At 68.7% G+C, this 26,779-nt stretch carries 22 protein-coding genes and 1 pseudogene; 9 read left to right on the top strand and 14 right to left on the bottom strand.

The window, feature by feature from the left end; genetic code table 11:
* Positions 1-13: 13 nt before the first annotated feature.
* The 3 genes from iscR to HT579_13415 form a co-directional block, all read right to left on the bottom strand.
* Complete coding sequence (iscR, locus tag HT579_13425) at positions 14-505, bottom strand: Fe-S cluster assembly transcriptional regulator IscR (protein QKS29821.1); 492 nt, start codon at positions 503-505, stop codon at positions 14-16.
* Positions 506-562: 57 nt separating this feature from the next.
* Entirely contained in the window at positions 563-1,315 is a 753-nt protein-coding gene (cysE, locus tag HT579_13420; GenBank protein QKS29820.1) for a serine O-acetyltransferase, read from the bottom strand.
* 70 nt (positions 1,316-1,385) lie between these two features.
* Positions 1,386-2,189 carry an RNA methyltransferase gene (locus HT579_13415; protein QKS29819.1) on the bottom strand — a complete coding sequence of 268 codons (804 nt, stop codon included), beginning with the start codon at positions 2,187-2,189 and terminating at the stop codon, positions 1,386-1,388.
* Between the two features lie 66 nt (positions 2,190-2,255).
* Between HT579_13415 and HT579_13410 the strand changes: the two genes are divergently transcribed.
* Positions 2,256-3,065: an inositol monophosphatase gene (locus HT579_13410; GenBank protein ID QKS29818.1), complete on the top strand. Its 810-nt coding sequence runs from the start codon at positions 2,256-2,258 to the stop codon at positions 3,063-3,065.
* Between the two features lie 66 nt (positions 3,066-3,131).
* On the opposite strand, the gene HT579_13405 is transcribed toward HT579_13410, so the two are convergent.
* Both HT579_13405 and HT579_13400 read right to left on the bottom strand, forming a co-directional pair.
* Positions 3,132-3,596, bottom strand: coding sequence for a hypothetical protein (locus HT579_13405; GenBank protein ID QKS29817.1), 465 nt, complete (start codon positions 3,594-3,596; stop codon positions 3,132-3,134).
* A gap of 228 nt (positions 3,597-3,824) precedes the next feature.
* Positions 3,825-5,450 (bottom strand): hypothetical protein, encoded by a 1,626-nt coding sequence (locus HT579_13400; GenBank protein ID QKS29816.1) that lies wholly within the window; start codon positions 5,448-5,450, stop codon positions 3,825-3,827.
* A gap of 323 nt (positions 5,451-5,773) precedes the next feature.
* Here HT579_13400 and HT579_13395 point away from each other — a divergent pair, with 323 nt between their 5' ends.
* The 3 genes from HT579_13395 to HT579_13385 all read left to right on the top strand — a co-directional run bounded on the left by HT579_13395 (position 5,774) and on the right by HT579_13385 (position 11,733).
* On the top strand, positions 5,774-8,602 hold the full coding sequence (locus tag HT579_13395) for a DUF2339 domain-containing protein (GenBank protein QKS29815.1): 2,829 nt from the start codon (positions 5,774-5,776) through the stop codon (positions 8,600-8,602).
* A complete protein-coding gene (locus HT579_13390) occupies positions 8,599-9,999 on the top strand; it encodes a DUF3999 domain-containing protein (protein ID QKS29814.1) in 1,401 nt (466 codons plus the stop codon). Before HT579_13395 ends, HT579_13390 begins: the two co-directional genes overlap by 4 nt.
* Positions 10,000-10,152: 153 nt before the next feature.
* Entirely contained in the window at positions 10,153-11,733 is a 1,581-nt protein-coding gene (locus HT579_13385; protein QKS29813.1) for an MBL fold metallo-hydrolase, read from the top strand.
* A gap of 36 nt (positions 11,734-11,769) precedes the next feature.
* On the opposite strand, the gene HT579_13380 is transcribed toward HT579_13385, so the two are convergent.
* The 3 genes from HT579_13380 to HT579_13370 form a co-directional block, all read right to left on the bottom strand.
* Complete coding sequence (locus HT579_13380; GenBank protein QKS29812.1) at positions 11,770-12,567, bottom strand: 2-phosphosulfolactate phosphatase; 798 nt, start codon at positions 12,565-12,567, stop codon at positions 11,770-11,772.
* Positions 12,568-12,676: 109 nt separating this feature from the next.
* Positions 12,677-13,120 carry a hypothetical protein gene (locus HT579_13375; protein QKS29811.1) on the bottom strand — a complete coding sequence of 148 codons (444 nt, stop codon included), beginning with the start codon at positions 13,118-13,120 and terminating at the stop codon, positions 12,677-12,679.
* Positions 13,121-13,198: 78 nt separating this feature from the next.
* Entirely contained in the window at positions 13,199-14,017 is an 819-nt protein-coding gene (locus tag HT579_13370) for a hypothetical protein (GenBank protein QKS29810.1), read from the bottom strand.
* Between the two features lie 313 nt (positions 14,018-14,330).
* Here HT579_13370 and HT579_13365 point away from each other — a divergent pair, with 313 nt between their 5' ends.
* Positions 14,331-15,146 (top strand): DUF3313 domain-containing protein, encoded by an 816-nt coding sequence (locus tag HT579_13365; GenBank protein ID QKS31644.1) that lies wholly within the window; start codon positions 14,331-14,333, stop codon positions 15,144-15,146.
* Positions 15,147-15,249: 103 nt separating this feature from the next.
* On the opposite strand, the pseudogene HT579_13360 reads toward HT579_13365, so the two are convergent.
* Positions 15,250-16,167: pseudogene (locus HT579_13360) on the bottom strand (hypothetical protein).
* Between the two features lie 614 nt (positions 16,168-16,781).
* Between HT579_13360 and HT579_13355 the strand changes: the two are divergent.
* Complete coding sequence (locus HT579_13355) at positions 16,782-17,321, top strand: PEP-CTERM sorting domain-containing protein (GenBank protein ID QKS31643.1); 540 nt, start codon at positions 16,782-16,784, stop codon at positions 17,319-17,321.
* Positions 17,322-17,769: 448 nt separating this feature from the next.
* A complete protein-coding gene (gene ltrA / locus HT579_13350; GenBank protein QKS29809.1) occupies positions 17,770-19,140 on the top strand; it encodes a group II intron reverse transcriptase/maturase in 1,371 nt (456 codons plus the stop codon).
* A gap of 170 nt (positions 19,141-19,310) precedes the next feature.
* Here ltrA and HT579_13345 read toward each other — a convergent pair whose 3' ends face one another.
* Together HT579_13345 and HT579_13340 are read right to left on the bottom strand one after the other, a co-directional pair.
* Positions 19,311-21,158 (bottom strand): Hsp70 family protein, encoded by a 1,848-nt coding sequence (locus HT579_13345; GenBank protein ID QKS29808.1) that lies wholly within the window; start codon positions 21,156-21,158, stop codon positions 19,311-19,313.
* Entirely contained in the window at positions 21,155-21,727 is a 573-nt protein-coding gene (locus tag HT579_13340; GenBank protein QKS29807.1) for a DUF2760 domain-containing protein, read from the bottom strand. The genes HT579_13345 and HT579_13340 overlap by 4 nt, the downstream gene beginning before the upstream one ends.
* Positions 21,728-22,849: 1,122 nt before the next feature.
* Between HT579_13340 and HT579_13335 the strand changes: the two genes are divergently transcribed.
* Both HT579_13335 and HT579_13330 read left to right on the top strand, forming a co-directional pair.
* Positions 22,850-23,641: an alpha/beta hydrolase gene (locus HT579_13335; GenBank protein ID QKS29806.1), complete on the top strand. Its 792-nt coding sequence runs from the start codon at positions 22,850-22,852 to the stop codon at positions 23,639-23,641.
* Between the two features lie 467 nt (positions 23,642-24,108).
* Positions 24,109-24,444, top strand: coding sequence for a hypothetical protein (locus tag HT579_13330; GenBank protein QKS29805.1), 336 nt, complete (start codon positions 24,109-24,111; stop codon positions 24,442-24,444).
* Here HT579_13330 and HT579_13325 read toward each other — a convergent pair.
* Genes HT579_13325 through amrA form a run of 3 tightly spaced genes read right to left on the bottom strand, consistent with a single transcriptional unit; the run spans position 24,441 to position 26,760 of the window.
* Positions 24,441-25,142: a hypothetical protein gene (locus HT579_13325; GenBank protein QKS29804.1), complete on the bottom strand. Its 702-nt coding sequence runs from the start codon at positions 25,140-25,142 to the stop codon at positions 24,441-24,443. The two genes, HT579_13330 and HT579_13325, sit on opposite strands and share 4 nt — an antisense overlap.
* Complete coding sequence (gene amrS, locus HT579_13320; GenBank protein ID QKS29803.1) at positions 25,139-26,248, bottom strand: AmmeMemoRadiSam system radical SAM enzyme; 1,110 nt, start codon at positions 26,246-26,248, stop codon at positions 25,139-25,141. Before amrS ends, HT579_13325 begins: the two co-directional genes overlap by 4 nt.
* Positions 26,233-26,760, bottom strand: coding sequence for an AmmeMemoRadiSam system protein A (amrA, locus tag HT579_13315; GenBank protein QKS31641.1), 528 nt, complete (start codon positions 26,758-26,760; stop codon positions 26,233-26,235). The genes amrS and amrA overlap by 16 nt, the downstream gene beginning before the upstream one ends.
* Between the last annotated feature and the right edge of the window lie 19 nt (positions 26,761-26,779).

Here is a 26,779-nt window from a genome sequence, read left to right as displayed (position 1 = left end):
GTGTTGCGAGCCTTCAGCCGCCCACAGCCATAGCCTTGACGTTGCGGGGCTTGTTCCGGCTGCGCCGGACGTCCTGCAGGATCGCGACGTGGCCGCTCTTGCGGATCTGCTGTTCGACGAGTTCGGCCAGGTTGACCGAGCTGAGATACTCGTACATCTTGTCATTGAGCGTGGACCACAGTTCATGCGTCATGCAGCGCTCATCGTCATGGCAGTTCTCGCGGCCACCGCACTGCGTCGCATCGAGCGGTTCATCGACGGCACGGATGATGTCGGTGACCGTCATCTGGCTGGTGGGGCGAGCGAGGCAGTAGCCGCCGCCCGGGCCGCGCACGCTCTCGACCAGGCCGTGGCGGCGCAGCTTGCCGAAAAGCTGCTCGAGATAGGAGAGCGAGATCTTCTGCCGGTCGCTGATTCCAGCCAGGGAAACCGGGCCTTCGCTGCAGCGCAGCGCGAGATCAATCATCGCGGTGACCGCGAAACGTCCTTTTGTTGTCAGTCGCATGGCTCCTCCTTGGAGAGTGGTTGTTAGGACAGTTGAATCATAGGGGCTGCTTGCCAATTAGTCAACTATTTTACTCAGGTATTGTGGGTCGAACGGGTCGCTGCGCAGCAGTTCGCCATCGATGGCGACCCCCGCTGCCTCGATCCGCTTCAGCAACAGGGCAAAACGGCGGTCCACCTCGACCGCATGGTCGAGCAGACCGTGAATCGCCTTCGCCAGCGGGTCGTCCTGATCGGCGGCGAGGGCATAGGCTGAAAAACCGAGTTGCCCGGCCATCTCCTCGCGCTTCTGCGCCTGCGCCGGGTCGATGATGCGGGCCGGGTTGCCGACTGCAGTGGCGCCCGGGGGAACGCTCTTGACGACCACGGCATTCGAACCCACCTTCGCCGAGGCACCGACCGTGATCGGTCCGAGGACCTTCGCACCGGCGCCAATGACGACGCCACTCTCGAGTGTCGGATGCCGTCTGCCCTTGTTCCACGAGGTCCCGCCGAGGGTCACTCCGTGGTAGAGGGTGACGTCGTCGCCGATCACTGCCGTCTCGCCGATGACGACACCCATGCCGTGATCGATGAACAGGCGGCGCCCGATCACCGCTCCGGGGTGAATCTCGATACCGGTGACGAAGCGTCCGAAATGCGAGACCAGGCGGCCGAGCCAGCGCAGACGATGCACCCACAGCCAGTGCGCCAGACGATGCGAGGCCATGGCATGGACGCCGGGGTAACAGGTCAGCACCTCCCAGAAGGTCCGGGCAGCAGGATCGCGGTCGAATACCGACTGGATGTCTTCGCGCAGGTGGCTGAACATGAGGTGAACGTCCTTGGGCTGGGGGGGGCGGGCGGGAAGACCCAGTGTCATTCTACAATGGTTGACTGATTCAGTCGCCTACGGTTTCGCTGCGGTGGTCGATCTGCCGTCCGGCGCTCTGCCGCTCGATCGCATCGAGCAGGCCGCGCAGGATGTTGATCTCGTCATGCTCCAGTCCGGCGCGCCCGAACAGGCGCCGCAGCTTGGGCAGCAGCCGGCGCGGGCGCTGCGGGTCGAGGAAGCCGCTGCCGATCATCACCCGTTCGAGGTGCTGGTAGAAACGCTCGATATCCTGGTGATTTGCCGGCGGCGAAGCGAAGGCGATGGTCTTGCTGTACAGCGGCGGCTGGCTGTCGAAGGCGGCGAGGCGCAACTCATAGGCCACGATCTGCACCGCCGCCGCGAGGTTGAGCGAACCATAGCCGGGATTCGCCGGGATGAACACCGTCCGCTGGCAGCGTTGCACCTCGGCATTCGACAGGCCCGCGCTCTCGTTGCCAAAAAGCAGCGCCACCTCGCCGTCGCCGGTCCTGGCCAGGATCTCTGCCGCCGCCGCGCGCGCCGCCAGCGGCGGTGGTCCGAGATTCCTCTGTCGCGCCGTGACGGCACAGGCGAACCGTGTATCCGCCAGGGCCTCGTCGACGCTGGAGCATACCCGCGCGTCGGCGAGCAGATCATCGGCGCCGGCCGAGCGGGCGACTGCTTCGTCGTCGGGAAAGCGCTTCGGGTTGACCAGCAGCAGGCGCGTCAGACCCATCGTCTTCATCGCGCGGGCGGCGGCGCCGATGTTGCCCGGATGGCTGGTGTGGGAGAGGACGAAGCGGACGCGGTCGAGCGGCAGGCGCGAACGATCGGCCCCGGCAGCGCGGTTCATATTAGAATCGGGGCTCCTCCACACCAATCGGGCGGCCAAAGCCGCCCGTCAGGTTCGCCAACAAACATGCATCCAGCTCTGAACATCATCGTCAAGGCGGCGCGGCGCGCCAGCCAGATCATCAATCGTGCGTCCCTGGACATCGAGCACCTGCAGGTGACCAGCAAGCGCCAGAACGACTTCGTCACGGAAGTGGACAAGGCGGCCGAGGCAGCGATCATCGACGTCCTGCGCGAGGCCTATCCGGAGTACGGGATTCTAGCAGAAGAGTCGGGTCAGGTCGCCGGCAGCGCTGCCGGCAGCGAGTACCAGTGGATCATCGATCCGCTTGACGGCACGACCAACTTCATCCACGGCTTCCCGCAGTACGCCATTTCGATCGCGCTGGCGCATCGCGGGCAGGTGACGCAGGCGGTCGTCTATGACACGGTGCGCAACGAGATGTTCAGCGCCAGCAGGGGGGGCGGCGCCTTCCTCAACGATCGCCGCATCCGGGTCAGCAAGTGTCTGCGCCTGGAGGACGCCCTGATCGGCACCGGTTTCCCCTATCGGGTGTATGAGCACATCGACGCCTATCTCGCCATCTTCAAGGACCTGGCGCGCAGGTCGGCGGGGATCCGGCGGCCGGGCGCCGCGTCGCTCGATCTCGCGTACGTCGCCTGCGGGCGCTTCGACGGCTTCTGGGAATTCGGGCTGTCGCCCTGGGACATCGCCGGCGGGGCGCTGCTGATCACCGAAGCGGGGGGCCTGATCGGCGATCTGGTCGGCAACGAGACCTACCTGCAGACGGGCAATCTGGTCGCCGGCACGCCGAAGGTCTTCGCCCAGTTGCTGCAGGTGATCGACGCCCATCGGACGCCGGGCCTGCCGGCCTGAGTACTTTGACGCAGGCGTCGCGCGCAGCATGCTGCGCGCTCCAACGTGCCCCGTACGACGCGTCGGTCAGCCCCCGTAACCACCCCAGGTTCCCGGGAACGGTGGCGGGGACCCCGGTTGCTGCGGCGGCGTCATCGGCGGGCGGACATCGGCGGGACGACGGTAATCGTAGGAACGGCGCTGGTCCTCGTATTGCCGCCGCTCGTCCCGCGCCTCGCGCTGCCGGCGCTCCTCCTTGGCGGCGCGCTTGCTTTCGCGCTCCGCTTCCTGTCGGCCACGCTCGTAACCGCGCTCGTACTCATGCCCGCCGTAGCGGTTGTAGCCCTGCTGCCTTTGCGCGTCGCGGTAACCGCGTTCGTAGGCGTCATTGCGATCGTACGACGGCTGTCCGTACGATGGCTGGCGACCGTAGGAGGAACCGTCGTAGGGTCGATCGTATTGATCGTAATGGGAATTGGAGTCGCAGCCGGCGACCAGGAACAGGCTGCCGACCGCGGCGGCCAGTGACAGGCGTCTGAGGCAGGTGTACATGCTGGAGTTCCTCCGGGATCGCGGATCAGTTTTGGGCATTCGGCGCGAGGGAAGGTTCGCCATCGTCGACTCCCGGTGGCCAGTCACGTTCTGCGGCCAACTCGCCAGCAGCAGGCATGGAGCCATGTCGCATGGCTGCAAGCATAAACCATCTGCCGCTTGCGGTGGGGGCGCGGGGAGATGGCAGCCAGCTGCGGCCGGGAATGTTTCGGCGTCGGCGGCGAGCGCTCAGGCGCTGCGCAGCCGGCACAGGCGCGTCAGCCAGATGGCGGCGAACGGCAGCACCAGCCCGAGGACGATCGCAGTCAGGAAAAGGCTGCCGAGCTGGCCATAGTCGGCCGCCACCTTGATGGCGTTGCTCGCCGGGTCGCGTACCTCGCGGCTGACGTGGTACATCTGGTTCAGGTATTTGGTGCCGAGCTGCGAGGCCGACAGCGCGAGGTTGGTGAACGAGGCCATCACCGCGAAGTAGGTCGCCTTGAGTCCGGCCGGCGCCGAATTGGCAATCCATGCCAGCATCGGCACCATCGCGATCTGCCCGAGAGGGGACTCGAGTGCGGTATCGATCAGTGCGATGAAGCGCGCGTCGACGATACCGCCGGTGTGCGCGGCCGTCCATTCGTGCAGTCCATGGTACATTCCGAGCGTCGGCAGGCTGAGCAGCGTCCCGGCGACGGTGAGGAAGGCGACGATGTGGGCGATCGATCGTTCGCCCATGAAGCGGCGGAAAAGGAAGAGCCCGAACAGCGTCAGCACGCTGGAGAGAAGCGACAGCCTGGCGAGGAACGACTGGTCGAAACCAAGAACGTCGATCATCCACCAGGTCGATCCGGCACCGGGACCGGGAATGGCGCGGAAGACGAAGATGATGATCGCCGTCCCGAGCAGCGTCCGTCGCGACTCCTCGTCGAGTTCGCGTAGCAGCCTTGCCATCAGGAAGCTGATGATGGCGAAGGAGCCGACGAAGATGATCTCCTGGCCGAACTCGATCTGCGCCAGCCCGACGCTCAGGCTGAAGGCGACGAAGAGCGCACTGCCACCGAGGATCCACCAGTTCGGTCGCAACGGCAGCAGCGGCGGTTCGAGCAACTCCCGCAACTGCGCTTCAGCGAAGCCGCGTGCGCGCAGCCGTCGCTCCTCACGCCGTCGCAGCAGCGAGGCAAGCAGCACGCCGGCCACCGAGACCAGCGGGATCAGCAGGGCCATGCCATAGACCTGGGCATAGACCGCGACCTTCGCCGCTTGCGGCAGCGTTTCGACGCCCTGGAACATGCCGACGTTGACCACCGACACGAGCACGCCGCCGCCTATGATCGCCACTCGGCCGAGCGTCTGCAGCGTCGTGTTCATCAGCCGCCGCGTCTCGGCGGGCAGCGCCTGTCCGTGCTCGTCGACGCGCGGCACCGCCTCGACGGTCATGGCATCGGCGACCACGTCCTGGATGACATAGCCGACCGGCGACAGCAGTGCCGAGAGGACGAACCATGCTTCGAGCGATATCACGCTGCCCATGCGCAGCGGCTCGCTCACCAGCCCGTACATGATCAGCAGGCTGGCGGCGATCAGCGCCGCGCCGAGCCAGACCAGCGCCGCCTTGCGGCGCCAGGTCAGGTCTACCAGATGGCCGATCGGCATCTTCAGTGCCCATGGGATTCCCGCCCAGAAGCCCAGTGCTGCGAGGAAGGCAGCCGACAGTCCGAGGTGCTCCTTGACGAAGAAGGTGCCGACGATGCCGGTCAGCCCGGACACGCCAGCCGCCAGGTAGACCATCAGCGGCGGCAGGAAGGAAAGCCGCATCTCGCGGCCAAGTTCGAGGATGTTGCGATCGAGCCAGTGGCGGATGGAAGTGAGCAAGGCTGGACTCCGGATAGTCTCGCGCGTCGGGCGACGCAGCAGGCGGCGCTGGGTGGCGGCCCCGCAACGGCGGCGTCCGGCCACCGGGCAGCGCCATTGTGCCCCAAGCCGGCGCCGCGCGGCGCGCGATGCGAACCGCCGGCGGATGGCAGCCGTGTCGCGTCGCCATCCGCCGGCGCCCGGGAGCGGCCTCGATGCTGTGCTTCACCTGCGGTTCGATTGGCCCTAGACTAGGGTGCGCGCGCAGTGCCGACCCCGTCCTGATGCCTGGCGGGGCCGGCTGGACGGCACGAAGCCGGCGCGCAACGGGTGCGGAGGCGCAGATGTGGTTTCTCGGGGCAGTACTCGGTGCGTTGCTGGTCGGCGAGCTTCACTCCGGACTGTGGGTGGCTGGTGCGCTCCTCGGCGGCATCCTCGGGTGGTCCGTCGGCAGTCGCGCGCGACAGCGTCAGGAAGACCGTTACCGCCTGTTCGACGAGCGCCTGCGGCGGCTCGAAGGCGCGCTCGAACGCCTGCAGCAGTCGTCATCGACGCTGCCGCAGGCAGAGCCGCCGCCAGCGGCGGTTCTGCCCGTCCCGGCGGCAGCGCGGCCCGCGGCCGCAGCGACGCGGCTCGCCGGCACCGTCGGCGCGGCCGCGGACGAGCCACCGGCCGTTGCCGCAGCGGAGGTCCCGGCCGCTGCGGACGCGTCGTTGCCGGCAGCGGCGGCAGCACCGTTCGCCGTTGCGCGACCGGCCACAAGCCAGGCAGCGGCGGCGTCGCCACCACCGTCAGGCCCGGCCGGCATGGCATTGCCCGACGGCCAGCCGGCGCCGCCGCGCGGTCGGGCAGCGGCGGTCCTTGACTGGCTGCTGCGCGGCAACCTGATGGCCCGCGCCGGCGTCATCGTCCTCTTCCTCGGCGTTGCCTTCCTGCTCAAGTACAGCTACCAGCACCTGCAGGTGCCGCTCGAGCTGCGCCTGATGGGCGTGGCGCTGGCGGCGGTGGTCCTGCTGCTGCTCGGCTGGCGGCTGCGAATGACCCGCGAGGCCTATGCGCTGGCGCTGCAGGGGTGTGGCATCGGCCTCCTCTACCTGACGATCTTCGGGGCGCTGCGGCTGTTCGGACTGCTCGACGCGGCGCCGGCCTTCGTCATGCTGCTGGCGGTGGCGGCGCTGGCGGCGATCCTGGCGGTGCTGCAGGATGCACTGGTCCTGGCGGTGCTCGGCGCCGCTGGCGGCTTCCTGGCGCCGATCATCGCCGCGACCGGTGCCGGCAGTCACGTGACGCTGTTCGGCTATTACAGCGTCCTCAACTTCGGCATCCTGGCGATCGCCTTCTTCAAGGCCTGGCGGCTGCTCAACCTGGTGGGTTTCGTCTTCACCTTCGCCATCGCGACCTTCTGGGGTGCGCTGCGCTACCGGCCGGAACATTTCGCGTCGACCGAGCCTTTCCTGATCCTCTTCTTCCTCATCTACGCCGCGATGCCAGTGCTGTTCGCGCTGCGCGCTGCCGGACCGCGCGCCAGCCGCCTCGACACGACGCTGGTCTTCGCCCTGCCATTGGTCGCCTTCGGACTGCAGGTCGGGCTGGTGCGCGACTTCGCCTACGGTGCCGCGTGGAGTGCCCTGGCGCTCGGCGCCTTCTACCTGCTGCTGGCGCGTGCCCTGTGGGCGCGTCGCGGCGAGGGGCAGCGGTTGCTGGTGGAAGCCTTCCTCGCTCTCGGCGTCGGCTTCACGACGCTGGCCATCCCGCTTGCCTTCGACGGGCGCTGGACCGCCGCCGCCTGGGCGATCGAGGGGGCGGCATTGGTCTGGGTCGGCGTCCGCCAGCAGCGGCTGCCTGCACGGCTGTTCGGCATCCTGCTGCAGCTGCTCGCCGGCCTGTTCCAGCTCGGCGAGTCGTCGGCCCGGGCGGGCGCCTGGCCGCTGCTCAACAGCGTCTTCCTCGGCGGCCTGCTGCTGACGCTGGCCGGGCTGTTCTGCGCCTGGCTGCTGCAGCGCGAGTGGCGACAGGAGCCGCGGCGACTGCGCTCCGCCGAGCGCCTCCTGGCGCCGCTGCTCTTCGTCTGGGGCGCCGTCTGGTGGACCGGCAGCGGCCTGCACGAGATCGACCGCCACCTGCCGCCGTCGCTGCACGTCAACGCCGCCATCGTCTTCTTCACCGCCTCCTGTCTTCTCTTCTCGTGGCTCGAGCGGCGCCTCGCCTGGCCGGCGGCGCGCCACGCGGCGCTCGCCCTGCTGCCGCTGCTGCTGCTGTCCGGCTTGCTGAGCGTCGGGCGCGTGGCGCATCCCTTCGCCGACCTGGGTTACCTGGCTTGGCCAGCCGCCTTCGCCGCGCACTTCTTCCTCCTGCAGCGGCACGAGGTGGACCGGCCGTGGCAGGGCGACTGGCTGCATGCTGCCGGGCTGTGGCTGCTGGCGGCGATCGGCGCGTGGGAGCTGGCGTGGAGCATCGACCGCTGGGTCGCCGGGCGGGCCGCCTGGCCGCTGCTCGGCTGGGCGCTGTGGCCGGGGGCACTGCTGGCCGTGCTGGCGCTGCGCGGCGAGCGCCTGCGCTGGCCGGTGGCGGCGCACCGTGAGGCGTATTTCGTGCTCGGGGCGACGCCGCTGGCGGTCTTCCTCGCCCTCTGGTTCGCCGCCGGCAACGTCCTTTCCGACGGCAACCCGTGGCCCTTGCCCTATCTGCCGCTGCTCAACCCGCTCGACCTGGCACAGGCCGGCGTCCTCCTGCTGCTCGCCACCTGGTTCAGCGAAGTGCGCCGCCTGCGCCTGCCGCCGTACGCGACGGCGCCGCTGCCGCCGGCCTGGACAATCCTCGGTGCCGCCGCCTTCGTCTGGGCCAACGCCGTCCTCCTGCGTGCGTTGCATCACTGGGCCGGCGTGCCGCTGCAACTGGCGGTGATGCTGCGGTCGGAACTCGTGCAGGCCTCGCTGTCGCTGTTCTGGACGCTGCTGGCGCTGGCGGCGATGGTCGTCGCCACGCGTCGCCGCTGGCGGTCGTTGTGGCTGGCGGGAGCCGGCCTGATGGCGGTCGTCGTCGGCAAGCTGCTGCTGATCGATCTGTCGAACGCCGGCACCATCGAAAGGATCGTCTCGTTCCTCGGCGTCGGCCTGCTGATGCTGGTGATCGGCTATCTCGCGCCGGCGCCACCAAAGGAGGAAGCGTCATGAAGAAGAGCCTCGCCGGCTGGCTGTGGCTGCTGTGGTCCCTTCTGGCGCTGGCCGAGTCGCCGGGCGACTTCGCCTTCGGCATGCTGTTGCGGCCGGACGGGCCGCAGCCGCTTCTTCGTGTCGATCTGCCGGCGGCCGTCCATGCCGGCGTCAGCCGCGCCGATCTCGGCGACCTGCGGGTGTTCAACGCCGCCGGGGAAGCGGTGCCGCATGCCTGGCTGCCGCCGCCGTCGGCGCCCCGTGCCAGGCCGGCGCTTCTGCCGCTGCGGTATTTCGCTTTGCGTGGCGAGGCCGCCGCCGGCGTCGATGGTGTCGAGGTCCGCATCGAAAGGCAGGGCGGCAGGGCGGTGCTGCGGATGAACGATCGGGCAGGGGTGCCGGCGATGCTGCTCGGTTACCTCGTCGACGCCAGCACCGTCGAGCAGCCGTTGCAGGCCTTCGCGCTCGAGTTGCCGGCGACTGCCGATGACCTCGTCGCGCGCGTGCGGGTCGAGGCGAGTGACGATCTCGTCCGCTGGACGACGCTCGTCAGCGAGGCGCCGGTGCTGCGGCTGGCGGCGGGCGGGCAGCGGCTCGAGCGCCTGCGGATCGAGTTCGCCCCGCGGCGGGCGAAATACTTCCGCCTGAGCTGGGCGGCCGGCAGCCCGGCGCTGCAACTGGCAGCGGTCGGCGGCGAGCCGGCAGCGACGCTGCTCGAGGTGCCGCGGCAATGGCAGCAGGTGGCCGGCAGCGCCGAGCGCGACGCGGCCGGCAGCTACCGCTTCGACCTCGGTGGCCAGTTCCCGGCCGACCGCCTGCGTCTCCTGTTGCCGCAGGCCAATAGCGTCGCCGTCGTCGAACTGCTGTCGCGAGCGAACGACAGGGATGCCTGGCGGCGGGTGACGACGGCGACCGTCTACCGGCTCGGCGCTGCCGGGCAGGAAGTCGTCAGTCCGGAGATCGCCATCGTGCCGAACGGCGACCGCTACTGGCTGCTGCGCGTCGACCAGCGCGGCGGTGGTCTCGGCGCCGGCGTTCCCGAACTGGCCGCCGGCTGGCTGACACGCAGCCTCGTCTTTGCCGCGCGCGGGCCGACACCGTTCCAGCTCGCCTTCGGCAGCAGCAGCGCGCAGCCGACTGCCTACCCCATCACGACCCTGGTACCCGGCCATCGCATCGCCGACGACGGGCAGCCGGTTGCCGGCGCGGCGGCCGCCGCCAGCGTGGAGATCGGCCGGGCGACGACCGCTGCCGTGCACACGCTGGCCGGCGAGGGCGCCCGTCGCGCCGGCATCGACTGGCAGCGCTGGGGGCTTTGGGCGAGCCTGCTGCTCGGCGTCGCGTTGCTCGCCTGGATGGCGTGGCGGCTTGCGCGGCAGCTCGCGCGCCCGTCGCAGGACGACGGGCCCGGCGCCTGAGAACCCGCGACAGCGGCAGTCGGCGAGCCGCCGGCAGCCGCTGCCGCGGGCCGGGAACGATCCGCGGCCGCGCCCTGTCGACACCCTGCGTGTGGCGACGATTCGCAAGCGCGGCGGCGATGGCGCATGTGCATGGCACTGACTGGAGGAGAGATGAAAAGGATCATCGTACCGCTGCTGTGCATCGCGGCGCTGCTCGGCAGCGGGAGCGTGCTGGGCAATGCCGACGTCGACCGGGCGGTGCAGGCGCTTGGCGGCCGCGACGCGCTGGCTGCCGTCCGGAGCGTGCAGATCCGTGGCACGGTGAAGCACTGGGAGCCCGACCAGTCGGTGGTGCCGGGTGGCGAGAAACGCTTTGCCGGTGAGTCGGGCTTCACCCTGACACGCGACTTCACCAGCGGCGCCGTACGCATCGACTGGCAGCGGCGGCTGGCATACCCGGCGGCGCGCGAGTATCGCTTCAGCGAAGTGATGGTCGGCGACGCGGGCTACGTCTCCGGCATCGACAGCAGCGCCCGCACGAGCCAGAGCCGGGCTGCCGACCCGCCCCGCCATGCGATGTCGGGCGTGCGGCTGCGGGCGGCGATGCGCGAACTCGAGCGCAGCTCGCTGCTGCTGGCGCTCGACCTGCAGCGCCACGCGACGCAGACCCGGGCGCTGCCGCCGGTCAGGGTCGGCGGGCGGAGCCTGCCGGCGGTCCGCTACGCCGCTGCCGGGCGCGACTTCATCGTCCTCTTCGACCCCGAGAGCGGCCTGCCGGCCCGCGTGCGCAGCCTCGATTACGATTTCGTCCGCGGCGACCTCGATTTCGACCTGGTCCTCTCCGACTGGCGTCCGGTCGGCGGCATCAAGGTCGCGCACCGGCAGGTCTACGAACTGGCGGGAGAGGTCGTCGCCGATACCGCTGTCGCCGCGGTGACGATCGACCCGCCGCCGGTCGCCGGGCAGTTCGACCTGCCGCCCGGCCTGCGGCCGGCAATGTTCGCCGGCGTGCCGGGCATGCCCGCCTACCAGTGGGTGCTGCGCCGGCAGTACATCGGCGTCTTCCTCGATTCCGACATGCTCGCCTGGGACGCCGGCGCTTCCCGTGGCCTGGCGCTGCAGGAGATCGCTCCCGGGGTCCTGCTCGTCCAGGGGGGCTCGCACAACAGCATGGTCGTCGAGCTGCCGGGCTCGCTCGTCGTCTTCGACGCGCCGATCAGCGATGCGCAGGCACAATGGACGCTCGACGCGCTGCGGCAGAAGTTCCCGCACAAGCGCGTTCGCCATCTGGTGCTGACGCACCACCACATGGACCACATCGCCGGCGCGCGCAGCTTCATTGCCGCCGGTGCGACGCTGGTCGTCGGTGCCGGTGCGGGCGATCACTACCGGCGGATGGCGCTGGCGCCGCACCGCCGCAACCCGCTGCTCCCGGGGGCCGTTGGCGAGCCGCGCATCATCGAGGTGCCTGACCGCCTGCTGATCAGCGATGGCGCGCGCGAGGTGCAGGTCCTCGACGCCGAGAACCCGCACGCCACGGCGACGCTCATCGGCTATGTTGCCGATGCCCGGCTGGGCTTCGTCACCGACCTCTGGAGCCCGGGTCGCGAACCGCTCGGCAGCCGGATCGGCGCCGGCCAGGCAGCGGTGGTGGCGGCGGTGGCGCGGCACGGCATCGACCCCGAGCGCTTCGCCGGCGGTCACGGCAGTGTCGCGCCGTATGCGCCGCTGGCGCAACTGGCAGGCAACTGAGCGGTCGTGCGACCGTTGCCCGCCGGCGACGGTCGCTCAGCAGCCGTCCGGCTGTGGCGTTGCTGGCGTGCCGCCGGACCCGGGCAGGCGGAGCGCGTTGCGCAGCTCACCGGCCGCCGGCGCCTGCCGGGCAGCGCTGGAGCGCAGGCGGCGGATCTGCAGGTGGCCGTCGACATGGGCGGCGCTCAGGGCGAAGTCGAAGCGGTCGGCCTGCGCGCATAGCTGGAGATCGCGCGCAGGCAGGTTGGGGTTGTCATCGGCAAGGAACCGGCGGCCGAAATCGGAGTCCCGAACGCGCGCCGCGTAGTGCTCGGGATCCGGCTGCTCGCCTTGCAGCAGGGCATCGATGTAGTCGGCGCAGGCGATGTCCTCGTCGCCGTCCCGGTCCACCCACTCGCCGGTGATGACGAAGCAGACCTCCGCCGGTTGCAGCTCGAGCAGTGCCGTCGCCGTCGCCCGTGCCACCACCAGGCTGCCGGCGAAGAGCGCCCGCGCGTGGCGGAAGCGGGTCAGCCCGCGCACGCCGGCGGCCGTGGTCTGGATCAGTGGCCGGCCCGCCAGGTGGACGTGCTGCAGTTCGGCAGGCGAGTTGCCGAAATCGAAGCCCGGTATCGGGTCGCCGCCGCCGACGGCGCCGGTCGTCACGGCATCGGGCAGTTGCCGCTGCAGGCGGAAGGCACCGGCGATCGTCTCCACCGGGTAGATCGTTCCGGCGCCGGCCACGAAGGCGTAAGCGGCGGTGGTGAAGGAGCGCAGGACGTCGATCACCACCACCGCGTCCACCGGTTCGCGGATCGGATCGAGGCGATTCAGGAAGACGCGGCGGGTACGCATGGCGGCGTGCAATTTCTCTGCTGATTGCGGGTGGGAGCTGGCGCGCGGAGTATCACCGATGTCCGGCGAGCGGTCAAACGTCGCAACGCGGCCACGCCACGGGCGCCACTCAGGGGCTGCGGAGCTCGTTCTCCAACCACCAGCGGAGTTGGGAAACCTTGCCGCTGTCCTGCAGGATCGACTCGATCGCCGTCGCCAGCCGCTCGACCGTCGGCGCGTTCGGCAGCTTGCGGAACCACTTGCGGACGTATGGCTTCGCCGGCTCGATGAAGCACAGGAAACCGTTCTCGTACGCTTCGTAGTTGCCGCAGCCGACCCACAACGGGTAGGCCGGATTCTGCAGGCCGATGCGGACACCCCATTGCTCGACCGTCACCGACTCCACCGGAAAACCGTGCGCCGGCAGCTCCTGCGCCAGCAACTCGGCGAGGCGGATGCCGTAGCGCCCGGGGTTGAGGTCGTGTTCCTCGCCGGGGTAGGGCGGAAAGTCGGCGGAAACGAACTCCACCTGCGTGCGCATCGACAATCGATCGACTCCTTCGGCAACGTTCATGAAAAGCGGCGTCCGGCACGGCGCGCCGGCAGACCGGTCGTCGTCGCGACTCGCCATGCCCGGGCCGGCGGGCAGCAGTCAGTCATGCTGCGCCCGCGCCCTGCCGGCGGGCGGCGGCGCAGCGCCTTCGCTGCCGCTACCCGCCGCCCGCCTGGGCGCCAGCCGCAGCCAGAGTTGCGCATCGTAAGGCAGTGCGCGCCCGCTGTCAGCAGGCGCCGGCGCGATGCCCGCAGGCGGGCCGAGCAGCACCTTCTCGACGGTGATGCCCTCGACCCGGTAGGCGGTGCCCGCGAAGGGCGCATCGAGGCGCGGCAGAAAGTCCGGCGCGGCGAGTACCTGGGCGACGAAGCGGTTGTGTGCGGCGGTCGTTGCGCGCGCCAGGCGCGGCGTCCATTCACTGCTCCGGGCGGCCGCCGCCAGCAGGTGGCGTGCGATCCACGGGTGGTCCATGGCACGGCCGAGGGCGAGCGACGAGAGCGCGGCGGCCGCGTCGTCACGGCTCGCCAGCCACTCGCCGACGACCCGTCGGTAGTCTGCCTCGCCGAGCGTACAGCGCGTCAGGGCCGAGCGGTCGACGCGCAGTGCGGCACGCGCCGGATCGCGCAATTGCTCGACATGCGGTTCGCAGGCCGCTGCCGGCTGCGTCGCGGCGAGCAGCAGCGCCAGCATCCGGCCGCAGCGCCAACTGGACAGCCGACGGCGCTGCGCTTGCCGGCTGGCGGCGAGCCCTTGCCCTTCGCGGGCGAGCTGCCCGATCGGTGCCGGCGCGGCAGCCAGCACCGGCGAGCTGCAGATTCCGCCGATGAGCTGCCGCCGCGCCACGCCGCGCGGACTGCCGCCGGCGCTCCTGGGCCGCGTCGCGCTGCCGTCGGTGACGAGGTGTTGCCCAATCTTCACGCTGACCTTCCGTCTCGCGATTCCGTGTCGCAGGATCCGGTGCTGCTTCCGGACGGGGGGAAGGGCCCTTCTCCGACGGCCCTCGCTGATCGGGATGCCTGCCGCCGGCCCGTTGTCGTCACGGCGAATCGGCTCGCCGCAGCGCGGGCGATGGGCAGGGATTATCGACGGCGCCCTGCAGGCTGTCAAAGCGCTCGCCACGCACCGCGAGCAAACGCCCAGGGGCAGCCGCATCGGCGCCACCTGTCGATGTCGAGCGGCAACGCCGCACGTGCTAACATTGCCGGCGTCACTCTTCCTTCAGGGGCAAAAGATGCAGCGAGCAAAGGTTATTCATGCGGCGGGCCGCCGCCGCATCATCGGGGCGATCACTCTTGCCGGTTGCGCACTCCTTGCGGGTTGCGCCAGCGACGGCAACCTGCTGGGCGGAGGTACGACGGTCGTCGCCTCGGATACGGCGCGGCTGACGCGCAGCGGCTTTCTCTCGGACTACGCGCGTTTGCGGCCGACCGCTTGGGGGCATGGGATCGAGTGCTGGCGCGATCCGAGTCTCGATGCCTCGCGCTACGGCGCGATCCTGGTGTCGCGGATCGACGTCTCGCTCCGGCCCCGCGACGGCGGGCAGCAGACCTTCGATCCGAAGGACCTGGCGACGCTCACCGACTACTTCCACCACGCCCTGGTCAAGGCGCTGCAGCCGCAGATGCAGATCGCCAAACAGCCGGGAGCGGGGGTCATCGTGCTGCGCGTCGCACTCACCGATCTGGTGCCGACGAAGGTCACCGACAGCTTGGCGGGGACGCTGATTCCCTACGCCTTCGTCGCCGAGGCTGGCTCCGGTGTCGCCACCGGCCGGCCGGCCGGGTCGACCCCGTACATGGGCGAGACCGGCATGGAGATGCAGTTCCGCGATGGCGCCACGGGCAGGATCCTCGGCGAGTGCCGCGATACCGAAATCGGCCGCAAGTACGCGGTCGACACCAATTCGTCGGCGGCCGGAGCGGCGCAGACCTGGGCGAACGGCTACCTCAGTTCGTTCGAGGCGTGGACCTATGCCCGCGATGCCTTCGACAAGTGGTCGCTGCTGGTGGCACAACGCATCGCGAAGCTGCGCGCCGGGCAGCCCTAGCGTTCATTCGCGCCGCGGGCGTGTGACGCCGGCTTGGCTCCGGTCGCTGGCGTCGTCGCCAGGCGGCGTCCGCGGTCGGTGACCGCGCAAGCAAGGCGTTGCTTCAGGAGACCATGCCGAAGCCGATCGAGCGGACCCTTTCGCGGAACTTGGCGAGCTGGTTGGTGCGAACCACCAGCGTCCTGGGTCCGGCGCGCAGACACAGCGAGGACGTTTCCGGCCGGGCGGCAATCTGCGCCGCGGTTTCCGCGTCGCGGCGCTCGATCAGCAGGGCGCTGCACAGCGTCTTCAGCGCCTTGCCGTTGTGCTCGCAGAGCGCGATGAACGATTCGATCGGCTCGGGCAGCGGCGAGCCACCGGTGCTTTCGAGAAAGCCCTTCAGTTCGGCGATGTCGTGGCCTCTTTCGATAGCGGCCAGCGAATTCTCGCCTCGTCAACACGGCTGAATTCGTCGAACAGGGTCGTCTTCAGCCACTTCTGCCAAAGCCCGCGCAGCACTTGTGCCGGCGGCATGCCGAGAGCCTTGAGCTGGCGGTGCAGGGGGCGGCACGAACGCCTGCAGGTGGGGCCGCAGGTCGGTCGGCACGTGGCGCCCCTCATCCGGCGCGTACTGGATGAACAGGCACCAGGCAGTCCTCTTGCCTGCCGAATAGCTGTACGATTTCGCCGCGGCGACCTGAAAGGCCGGTGCGCGCTGATACTTGGCGCGAAACCTCCAATCGGAATACTCGCCGAGCGGGTGGTGCGCCGCTTCGGCGACGGCAGCCTGCTGCGTCTCGTCGAGCAGCGTCCAGGCTGTCTCCAGGTCAGATCCGAGCATGGCGACGAGGATTCGCTCGATCCGGTCGTCCTTGCGTGCGCTGCTTGCGCCGCCCCGCAGGTAGCCCACCAGATCCTTCAACTCGGGTACGGTGAGGCATCCCGGCGTTTCTTTCAGAGTCATCGACATGCTCAGTTCTCTGGTAACGGAGACGAGATCCTTGGCTGAGTCACAACCGCGCTGCGGACGAGGCGCGGTGCGCGCGAAGTCGGTAGGTGCCCGGCTGTTGCACAGCCAGGTGTCTCGGCATGAACCGCCGCTTCAGCCGCGGAGGGGCGGAAGCCCCGCGTGGCGTCGGCGCGACGGCACGGCTCGCCAGCCATTCGCCGACGACACGACTCGTCGGAAGTTTGACGCGTTGAGCGTACAACGCGCAAGGGCCGAGCGGTTGGTGCGCAACGCCGCATGCGCCGGATCGCGCAAGTACTCGACACGCGCTTCGCCAGCGGGCGCCGGCTGTGCACGGTCCGCGCAGCTGCGAGCATGGCGCGGACCGTGCCGACCGTCAACGCAGCCGGCATCGGCGGTCGGCTGCGGCTGTGGTGCCGGCGCCTGGCCATTGAACCAAGGGCGGTGGTCAGCGAAGGGCACGCTGCGACCTGTCGGCAGAATTTACAGTTGCCATCAGCGGCAGCCGATTGGACAGCGCCCGACTGCTGAATTGAAAAGCTTTATTCGCATGTGGCACAGTTCTTGCTTTGACGACGGCACGAGCGGGCAAGCGACAAGGAAGGATTGCCCCGGAGTTGCTGTGGCGGACGCTCGCCTTTTTCATTCATCAGGAGGTAGGGAAAATGAAACATTGTCTGCGCAACATGGCGGCAGCCGTTGCCCTGAGCGTTGCCGCTGCCGGCGCGGCGCACGCGGCGAGCGTGAGCGTCCAGTTTCCGACGAGTTCGGCCACTGTCGTGGGGTCGGTTGGCTTTATCAACCCGACGCAGATCGGCTACTTCTGGTCGGTTTCCCGGGGTGACCTCGTCTCGCAGGCGTACTTCGGCACGGGATTGTTCAACCCCAGTTCGCTGTCGATGGATCTCGACGTGGCCTCCAACAACCTGGCGCCGGGGCGGTCTGTGGACTGGGACGTACTGGTGAATAACGTCGATGTCGGTGACTGGAGCTGGTCGTCGACCGACGGCACGGGTCTGACCAATATCGCGCTCGCCTTCGCGCCGATCGCCGGCGAGTTCAGCTCGCTCGCGCTGGTCGTCAAGAATCAGGTTCCCGGCGGCGACGGCTCGATCTCGCTGCGGCTCGGCACGACAACGACCGTGTCGAACGAAGCTCCCGAACCCGGCACGCTGCTGCTGCTGGGCCTGACGCTGGCCGGCCTCGCCAGCACGCGTCGTCGGTAGGGTAGTCTTCGCCAAACGCAGGAAGCGCGCAGGAAGAGGGCGGGTCGCTTGCGGCCCGCCCTCTGCGTTGTGCGCCCAGCATGGGCGCGATCTTGGAGGTGGAAGTCCTCCCGTAAGTTGGCCACAGCAAACGAAGCGAAGCGCAACTGCATGAGGGCGACCGAGTGTGGGGAGGAAGCGTGGAGCGAAACCGCGAGCCGATGGACAAGAACCAGATATGAGGCGTAGCCGAGCAGGGCGAGCGGGCAACGTTCCGCGAAGCTCTTGTGGCCAAGGCTCAGGCGGCGTAAATCTGGCGGCTGTGCGGGGAAGGATCGTGTTCTTACCTGGGGAGACCTCGCCTCATGGCTGAAAGGTCGACGCGGAAACGCGGAGCGAGGAGTCAGCAGAGGCCATAGTAGCTGCCTGCGTGGAGTGAAGGGCCGAACGAGAAGGAGAGCCGACAACCATGTCTCTTGGACGTGCAGTGCATCAGCAGCCTGGGCAACCGGGGCGAACCGAAAGAGGGCTGGGTGAAGCCTTGCCGGGAATCGGACGCGATGAAGCACGGCTGGCGGGACAGGGAAGCGAAGGCTTGGGGCGAAGCGACCTGCTGACGCAGGCGCTCGCGAGAGGGAATATGGTTCTGGCGTGGAAGCGCGTCAGGGCCAATCGCGGCAGTGCTGGGGTAGATGGACTGACGATCGAAGCCACCTCGGAGTACCTCAAGACGCACTGGCTCCGGATCAGGGAAGACCTGCAAACGGGACGCTACCGGCCGCGGCCGGTACGCCGGGTGCAGATACCCAAATCCGGAGGCGGGGTGCGGGAACTGGGGATACCCACCGTGATCGACCGGCTGATCCAGCAAGCCCTGCTGCAAGTTCTGCAACCAGTGATCGATCCGACGTTTTCCGATCACAGCTACGGCTTTCGACCGGGCCGACGTGCGCATGATGCGGTGCGGCAAGCGCAGAGCCATGTGCAAGCAGGCTGGAAGGTGGTGGTAGATGTTGATTTGGAGAAGTTCTTTGATCGGGTCAGTCACGACGTACTCATGGATCGGCTCGCCAAGCGGATCGACGACAAAGCTGTTCTTCGGCTGATTCGGCGCTACCTTGCGGCGGGCATCATGGACGGCGGCGTGGTCATGGAGCGATACGAGGGCACCCCGCAAGGCGGACCGCTATCGCCGCTTCTGGCCAACGTGTTGCTGGACGAAGTGGATCGGGAACTGGTGCGACGTGGCCATCGGTTCGTGCGCTATGCTGACGACTGCAATGTCTATGTGCGCAGTCGGAAAGCGGGCGAGCGAGTGCTGGACGGGCTGCGAAAACTCTATGACCGACTTCACCTGAAGGTGAATGAAGCCAAGACTGCCGTTGCTCGCGCGACGGGCCGCAAGTTCCTCGGATATGCTCTGTGGCGTGCCGCAGGGGGTGAGGTCAAGCGGTCAGTGGCAGCCAAGGCCATCGACACCTTCAAGCAGCGCATCCGGCAAATCACTCGCCGGACGTGCGGACGCAGCCTCGACGAAGTCGCGCAAGAACTGCGGCGTTACCTGCCCGGTTGGAAAGCGTATTTCCAATTGGCGCAGACGCCCGGGGTCTTTCGTGGCCTGGACGAATGGCTGCGACACCGCCTGCGTGCTTTGCAGCTCAAGCATTGGCGACGGGGAACGACGATCTATCGGGAATTGCGGGTATTGGGTGCCAGTTCAGACCAAGCGGCGAGGGTGGCGGGCAATGCCACTCGCTGGTGGCACAACAGCCGGCTTGAGTTGAACAGGCTCATGCCCATCGCCTACTTCGACCGACTCGGCGTACCCCGACTCTCATGACCTCAACTACTCGAACCGCCCGGTGCGGACCCGCATGCCGGGTGGTGTGGGAGGGGTCGGTCAGGAAAACCGACCGCCCCTATCCCGATTACAGTCGTGTGGTGCGCGCCGGCCCCTTCGCCCTGACGCTGCCATGGCGCAGCGTCAGGGCGAAGGGGCGGCAGCGGAACTCAGTCGCCGGCGCCGGCGCGCACGTCGAACTCGACCTTCCAGCGCTGCGCCCCGTCGTGCGGCAGCGCCTCGAGTTCGAGGGTGCCCGCTTCGGTGACGCGCGCGTGCAGGCGGACGCGCACGACTTCGCCGGCGACGCGGCCGTCGGCTGGCAGTGTCGTCTGGATTTCGTCGAGTTCCTGCATTTCGTCGGGCTCCCATTCCTCGAGCAGCGTTCCGACCTGGTCCTGACGGCGCACCGACGAGCCGAAGAAGCGGAAGCGCACCTGCTCGCCGACGACCAGCCCGAACTCCATTGCCGGCAGCGCCGCCTCGCTCCCTTCCTCCATGCCGAATGGCGCCAGGCAGAGTGCCTGCACCGGCGGTTCCATGCCGGGAACGGCGGGCATCACCGATTCGACGGCGACATAGTAGGCGCGTGCCGTGCCGCCGCGGATGCGGACTCCCTGGCCGCGCCGGACGTAGCCGTAGTAGGCGGCGCCGCGGGCGACGGCAAGGTCGAGGTCCGCGCCGGCAAGCAGGCGTGCCGCTGCTGCGCCCTCGGCGGCGAGCCAGGAGTTGATGGTCGCCAGGGTGCGTTCGGCGAGCAGCGCCGACTTGAAGACGCCGCCGTTGAAGAGGACGGCGGTCGGATGCAGGAAGCTGGCATCGGCCGGCAAGCGGCTGCTGAAGCCCTCGAGTTCGGCGGTTGCCGCCACCTGCCGGGCGAGGAAGGCGGCGAGGTGGCGGGTGACGGCGGCATCCTGCGCGTACGGCAGGCCAAGCTGCGTCAGGCCGCCACGGCCGCGACCCTGCGGCCGGTCGCCGATCGCCGCCGGCGGGAAGAAGCCGTCGATCAGGGTGGCCGTCAGCTCGTCCCGCGTCAGCTCGCTGCGCAGCGAACCGCCGATCAGCCGTGCGCCACGGCTGGCGATGACCAGCGGCACCGACGCCAGTTCGGGATCGCCGAGCAGCGCTTCCTTGGCTGCGCGGCAGGCGTGCGTCAGGGCGCGCAACTGCCAGGCGTCGAGCTTGCTGCCCTGTGCCGCCAGCTTGCCGGCAACGGCGTAGGCGAGCGCCAGGTCCATGTTGTCGCCGCCGAGCAGGATGTGTTCGCCGACCGCAACCCGGTGCAGCTCGAGGTTGCCCGCACGCTCGAGGACGGCGATCAGCGAGAAGTCGCTGGTGCCGCCGCCGACATCGACGACGAGGATGATGTCGCCGGGCTGCACCTGCTTGCGCCAGTTGCCGCCGCTCTTCTCGATCCAGCTGTAGAGCGCCGCCTGCGGTTCCTCGAGCAGGATCATCCGCTCGCAGCCGGCGGCGCGGGCCGCTTCGGCAGTCAGCTCGCGGGCTGCGGGATCGAACGAGGCAGGGATGGTGACGACGATCTCCTGCTCGACGAAGGGCGCTTGCGGCTGTGCCGTGTCCCACGCGGCGCGCAGGTGCGAGAGATAGCGCAGAGAGGCTTCGAGCGGCGACAGCCGGGCGACCTCGGGTGGCGCATCGTGCGGCAGGATGGCGGCGCGGCGGTCGACGCCGGCGTGGCACAACCAGCTCTTGGCGCTGGCAACGAGGCGGATCGGCGTCGCCGCGCCGCGGCTGCGCGCCATCTCGCCGACGGCGTAGTCCTGTTCGGTCGTCCACGGCAGGCTGAGATCACCGCTGGCGAGTTCGCTCGCGTGCGGCAGGTAGATGAAGGAGGGCAGCAGTCCGAGTGACTCCACCGAGCCGGGCGCGGTGAGTTGCGGGATCGGCAGCACGTGCTGGCTGACCTGCTCGCCGTCACAGCCTGCGAGGTCCACATAGGACAGGGCGCAGTGGGTGGTGCCGAGGTCGATGCCGATCGAGAAGGCGGGTTCGTTCACAGTTCCACCTCCGCCGCAGCAACGATGTGCAGGTCGTGGCCGCTCGCCAGGCGCGGCAGGCGGGTTTCCCGCACCCGCCAGCCCCGATGCGTCAGGCTGCCGGTGAACGGCGGTTCACCGACGACGTTGCCGGTGACGCGGATCGCCGCGGCGTCGAATCCCGCCGGCAGCGTCAGACGGCTGCCTTCGGGCTCGTCGCGCACCGGCTCGATGCTGAAATTCTCGCGCAGTACCTTGCGGCAGCCTTCATGGACGACGCGTGCGGCGGCGCCGATGTCGGCGTCACCGTAGGCGGCGACATCCTCCTGGATGAAGTCGATGAAGCGCGCTTCGCGCTGCAGCAGTCCGAGGAGTTGCAGCGCACCGTCGGGCGCCGCCGCGAGCAGCGGCGGCGGCGTCGGCCCGGTCGCAGGGGCAGGCGGGGCCGTCGGCGCTGCAGGTTCGCGGCGCTCGTCGCCGTTGCGCAAGGCCTGGATGCGTGCCGCGAGGTCGCCGTCGGCAAGGATGGCGAAGAAGGTGCCGAAGGCAATCGAGATTCTGCTCAACAGGGATGGGTTGGCTGCTTTCATGGATGGTTCCTGGTGTCTGCCGCGCTGGCGGGTGTTCTCGGGTCCGGTCACGGCCTTGCCGTGGCTGCCGGGCGGCTCCGGCGCCGCCCGGCTGACGACGGGGCGGGGTCAGGAGGCCGCAGGCGCGCGCATGGTAGCGATGGCCGGGGTGAGACGCAACGCCGGCCGGCGGGCGGCTGCAAGCCTGGTGGCAAGCCGCCGGTGCTGCGACGGGCGCGTCTGTTGCGGCGCAATATAAACCATTTTGCCGGTTTCCGGTAGCGCGGCAGCGCTCCGGATGGCTGCCGCGCGCACGACGTTGCCGGCACGGTGCGAGCCCGGTAGCGGTGCGTGCGAGTTGGAGCCAAGGGTGTGCGAGTTCGAGCCAGGGGCGTACGGACCGTAGCCAGATGCGCGCGTGTTGCAGCCAGCGGCATGCACGTTGCCGTGAGGGCGTGCCCGCCGGGTCCTGGAGCGCTTCGCCGTGCGACTGGCGGGTATGCGCGAAACCCTGTGCCTTGCGGCCAGCGAGCCAGCACCGAAGTGCCTGGTGCTGTTCCAGGCGCACACCTTGTCGGGGTTGCCGGCGTCCTTGTTGTCCTTGGAAAAGGCAAGCGCGCGTCAAATTGCGAAATGCCATGGCGGTGATGTCCAACCGGAGCATGTCGAGCAGTGTTCCGGTCCCCTTGAGAGCCCCGGACTGCAACCCTCCCGGATCCAGTCGTGCAATTCCGGCAAATGCAGGGATACCTCAGGAAATGCCTATCCGGACAAGGGGAACGGCCGCTACATCCGATGGGGCGGAGAGCTCTGTAGAATGCAGGGTGCAACAATTTTGCATTGGCGCCACATTCGACGCGGACTTCAACGCAAAGGCCGCGCGCTGCGGGTCAATCCGTCGGGTATCAGGTCGGATCCGCCACAGGGGGTGGAAGCTGCCAATTTCCCGAAGGCGCCCATGATGAACGACGACGCTGGCGGTTGGTTCGCATGGGTCGAGGCATCGATTGGGGGGCGATTGACGAAGCCATCAGTGGGGGAGGTCTTTTGGCGCGACGAGCCTCTGGCGAGAGCCCGACGTCAGGCCGCGTTGAGGAAATGGTTGAAGTCGGGATCGTAGGATCTGCCGGGAGAGGAGTCGAGATGGCGGTCGCACTGAGTGACGTGTTTGTCGAAGTGCCTGGTGGCCGAATCTTCGTTCGCCACTGGCAGCCCGATGGCGCCACGAATGCGCCGATCGTCCTGTTGCACGACTCCCTGGGTTCTGTGGAACAGTGGCGCAGCTTCCCGCAGACTCTGGCCATCCGGACCGGTCGCCCCGTCATGGCCTATGACCGTCTCGGATTTGGCCAGTCCAGCAGGCGGACGGCACCTGCAGAGCCGGGGTTCATCGACGACGAGGCACTGGTCTATTGGCCCGCCATCGCCGGCGTTCTTGGGCTCGGCCAGTACGTGCTGTTTGGGCACAGTGTGGGTGGCGGAATGGCGTTGGCCGCTGCCGCCGTCGCCGGAGATCGCTGTCTGGCGGTGATTGCCGAGTCCGCCCAGGCATTCGTCGAGGATCGAACCCTGTCCGGTATCCGGGAGGCGAGGAATTCCTTCGTCGACGGCGCCCAGTTTTCCAGGATCGCCAGGTGGCACGGTGAGCGAGCCAAGTGGGTATTGGATGCCTGGACCGAGGTCTGGCTGTCTGCCCGGTTTCGCGAGTGGTCGCTGGATCCCTACCTAGGGCAGGTGCATTGCCCGGTTCTCGCGATGCACGGGGACTCGGATGAATTCGGATCCTGTGCGTTCCCTCGCCGCATCGTGGAAGGTGTCGCCGGGCCGGCAAGAATGGAGATTCTCGCTGCGTGTGGTCACGTTCCCCACCGCGAGAGGGAAGGCGAGGTACTCAAGCTCGTCGGCTCGTTCCTTGCCGAAAGCGGCGTTCCGTAGGGCGGATGAACGCGCCTCTTCAAGGAGAAGTTCGATGCCAGGGTGGGGTCGAAAGCTCGCGGTTCATAGCTCAGGACTGGATGACGCTGGGTACTCACGAGTCCGGAATCCAAATGCGGCCTTGTTCTTCCTCGCCGTCGTTCCGCAGTTCATCGAACCCTCCGCTCCAGACAAACCGCTCGCTTTCATGTTCCGTGGCACGATCTTCAGGTTCGACGGAACGCTCTGGTGCCTCATCCCGGCGTTGCTGTCGGCGCGCCTCGGGTCACTGGGCATTGGCACGCGGGCTGGGAAGCGGATTGGCCGTCTGGTTGGATCACTGGTGGCCGTCCCGGGAGTCCGTCTTGCCTGTGCGATGGAGGACTGGCTATGATGTGGCTGAAGTGCCGCGACCGTTGCCGTCTTGACGAACATCGAAGTCACGGCGCCGGCCGTCACGTCGGCACTGCCTTCAGGGGAGGAGGAGCATGCGGTTGAATCGTCGCATCCCGTCGTGGGTGCTGCTGTGGGCGGCCATGGCGGTCGCCGGTCTGCCGCCGGTACAGGCGCAGGAGTATCGCCGTGATGGCTCGGTGCGTCCGGACCGGGTGCTGTCGCCCGATGAAAGCGTCGGCGAGCCGGCGCTCTCGCCGGGGGCAGTCCGTCCGGACACGGCATTGGCACCCGATCAGACCGATGCCGGCCCGGTGTGGTCGCCGGGCGCGGTGCGGCCCGACAGGGCGCTCGCGCCCGACGAGACCGACGCATCACCGGTGCTCTCTCCCGACGCGGTGCCGCCGGATCCGGCGTTGCCGCCCGACTAGCCGGCCGCCGGCGTCACGGCCGCGGTTGCCTGGCTGGCGGCCGGCAGGCGGTCGATGAACCAGCGCGCGGTGGCGCGCGCGACCAGCTCGAAAGCCGCTGCCGAAGTGGGCGAGTCGGTTTGGGCGGCCAGGGTTCGCAGCTCGTGCGGGCAGTCCAGTTCGCGCAGCGCGCGGCGGTTGCTCGTCGTGCCGAGTTCGTCGTCTTCATCGACGAGGACCAGCAGCGGTGAGGCCAGCGAGCGCAGATAGAGGACGCCGGCGAGATCGATCAGCCCGCCGCGGCAGACGACTGCGTAGATGTCTTGGTCGCGCAGCGCGGCAACGCGCAACACCACCGGCGAGCAGTCGCCGCCGGCACTGAGGCCGATCGGCAGCGTCGGCAGTTCGCCCAGAAGCATCCGTTGCTTGAGCAGCGCGAGGCCGTCGAGCAGACGATGGGCGAGCAGCGAGACGTTGTGCTGCAGATCCGCGAAGCGCTCCTCCGCCGGCGTCAGCAGATCCAGCGTCAGCGTGCCGATGCCGGCGTGCTGCAGGATCACGGCGAGGGCGTCGTCGCGCGCTGCCGGAGCCGGCCCGGCGTGCGTCAGGACGACCAGCGCCGCCAGCCGCTCCGGCAGCGTCAGCAATCCCTGCAGCGATCCGTGACCGGCGGCAAGCGCAATCGGCGTCTGCCTCGGGAAGGCGAGGGCGCCGGTCAAGGACGCTGCAGCCTGACCGGCACCCGGCGTGGCCCGAACGGCTTGCCGAAGCGGGCAAAGCGACCGGCGATCTGTGTGCCGCAGTGCGGGCAGCGGCCATCGGCGGGCAGATCGTGGTGGCGGATGTGGTACCAGTCGCGCTCGATCAGCGCCGCCTGGCAGCCAGGACAGAAGGTGGTGCCGCCTTCGCTGTCATGGACGTTGCCGGTGTAGACGTAATGCAGGCCGGCATCAATGGCGATCCGCCGCGCCCGCATCAGCGTCGATGCGGGGGTCGGCGGCAGATCGTCCATCTTCCAATCGGGATGGAAGGCGGTGAAATGCAGGGGCACCTGTGGTCCGAGTTCGCGCGCCACCCAGTCGGCGAGGGCCTTGATCTCGGCCGGCGAATCGTTCCTGCCGGGGATCAGCAGCGTCGTGATCTCGAGCCAGCAACTGGTCTCGTGGTGGATGTAGGCGAGGATGTCGAGCACCGGCTGCAGGTGGCCGCCGCAGAGACGGAAATAGAAGTCGTCGGTGAAAGCCTTCAGGTCGACGTTGGCGCCGTCCATGACGGCGAAGAACTCGCGTGCCGGCTCGGCGTGGATGTAGCCGGCGGTGACGGCGACGGTGCGGATGCCGCGCTCGTGGCAGGCGACGGCGGTGTCGATCGCGTACTCGGCAAAGATCACCGGGTCGTTGTAGGTGAACGCGACCGACTGCGCGCCGTAGGCCACCGCCGCGTTGGCAATGCCCTGCGGGCTGGCGGCGTCGAGCAGCCGGTCCATGTCCTTCGACTTCGAGATGTCCCAGTTCTGGCAGAACTTGCACGCCAGGTTGCAACCTGCGGTGCCGAACGAGAGAATCGCCGATCCGGGATGGAAGTGGTTGAGCGGCTTCTTCTCGATCGGGTCGATGCAGAAGCCGGATGAACGGCCGTAGGTCGTCAGGATCATCCGGCCGTCGACGTTCTGGCGGACGAAGCAGGCGCCGCGCTGGCCGGCGTGCAGCCTGCAGTCACGCGGACAGAGGTCGCACTGGATGCGACCGTCTTCGATGGCGTGCCACCAGCGACCGGGGTGAGCCGATTCGGGTACCTTCGGCGAGTGCGTCAGGTCTCTTTCCATTTGCGTACTCCGTAGCGGGCAAGGCGGATGTCCGGATGCCAGAAGTCGGCCGGCAGCCCCGCCTTGAGCTTCAGTTGGGCGAGGAACTGGCGCGGGTCGGGGAGTGACTCCCAGACCTGCGGCAGGAAGGTGGCGCGCCGCTGCCGATAGGCCAGGACGAGGCCATCGACCGCTGGCTGCAGGCGGGCGATCGCGTCAACCTCGTCGACCACCGGGAAGGCTTCGGCGGCCGTCAGCAGCGAGACCTCGACCCGTGTCGTGGCAAACTCGTCGGCGGTCAACGGCGCAAAGCGGTGGTCGCGGAAGGCAGCGGCGAGGGCGTTCTCGCCGACATCGACCAGGAGCGGCCGGTGCGCTTCAAGGCTGCCGATGCAACCGCGCAACTGGCCACTGCGGGTGAGCGTGACGAAGGTGGCGCCCGGTTCGCCGAGTTCGGGCAGTACGCCGAGCGGCCGTGTCGGCAGGCCGAAGTGCTGCGCGATGGCGTTGCGGGCGGCGACCAGCAGCGCCATGCCGAGGCGGTCGCCGACA

The sequence above is a fragment of the Candidatus Accumulibacter similis genome, assembly GCA_013347225.1.
In the GTDB taxonomy this organism is placed as follows: Bacteria; Pseudomonadota; Gammaproteobacteria; order Burkholderiales; family Rhodocyclaceae; genus Accumulibacter; species Accumulibacter similis.
Note: the sequence above shows the minus strand (reverse complement) of the source record. Positions and strands in the feature narration are given on the sequence as shown.